This is a genomic window from Tepidimonas charontis (genome assembly GCF_007556685.1).
In the GTDB taxonomy this organism is placed as follows: Bacteria; Pseudomonadota; Gammaproteobacteria; order Burkholderiales; family Burkholderiaceae_C; genus Tepidimonas; species Tepidimonas charontis.
In genome coordinates this window covers 1-850 of record NZ_VJON01000105.1, presented here as the reverse complement: position 1 = coordinate 850, position 850 = coordinate 1, and the positions used below count along the sequence as shown (strand labels likewise).

Sequence of the window (850 nt, the reverse complement as noted above, 5' to 3'; positions counted from 1 at the left end):
TGTGCGTCGAGACGCACGAGACCTGGCTGGAGGACAGCCGTTACCTGAACATGACGCTCCTTTCGGAGCAGAAAAAGGAGGCGTTGAGACTGGCCGCCTGAAGCGGCCGCGCGCTGTCGTCATCGCTCCGGGCTACGCCCTCCGCGACAACGACAGCGCAAACAGGATCAACCAATTACCTGATCACCAATTTGCACAACTTGACGCACACAACTGCCAGGTAGCGGCCCAGTCATTTGCGCGCAGTGCGCGGCGTCACGCCATGGCGTGAGGCCGCTACACAGGCCTTGAGCCCGTGCTGTGTCATCTCTTGAACCATCTGCAAGCGACGGGCGAAGGTAAGTCGGGCATTCTTATGGGTGTTCATCCGGCTGTTCCTGAAAGTGCTGGATTGTTTGGCGACTCCCAGTCTCCCAGACGCAGTCCGGGTGAACCGCAGATACAACCTATTGAAGCTTCACAGCTAGGGAAGGTCTGCAAAACCTCCCCACCTGACTGCCGGGATGGGACAATAGCGACATGAAGCAGATGAGTCTTCAGGTGCCGATGTATACGGGCTTTGAGCTGCGCACCAAGCGCACCCGCAAGCGTGAGTTTTTGGAGCAGATGGAGCGTGTGGTGCCCTGGAAAGAGCTGGTTGCGCTCATCGAGCCGTATGCGCCCAAGGCAGGCCCCAAGGGTGGGGTCGTCCACCCTTTGCGGTCGAGAAGCTTTTGAGGATTCACTTTCTGCAGCAGTGGTTTGGGCTGTCGGATCCGGCGGTGGAGGAAGCCCTGTATGACACGCCGCTGCTGGCCCGGTTTGTTGGGTTGGACCTGGGGGTGGATGTGGTGCCGGATGAGAGCACCAT

Annotated in this window: 2 pseudogenes; one reads left to right on the top strand and one right to left on the bottom strand. The window is 59.3% G+C overall.

The features are described from left to right. Positions 1–235: 235 nt before the first annotated feature. Positions 236–367: pseudogene (locus Tchar_RS14180) on the bottom strand (IS481 family transposase); the annotation flags it as partial. A gap of 152 nt (positions 368–519) precedes the next feature. On the opposite strand from Tchar_RS14180, the pseudogene Tchar_RS13560 reads away from it, so the two are divergent. Further along, positions 520–850 (top strand): annotated as a pseudogene (locus Tchar_RS13560) (transposase); the annotation flags it as partial.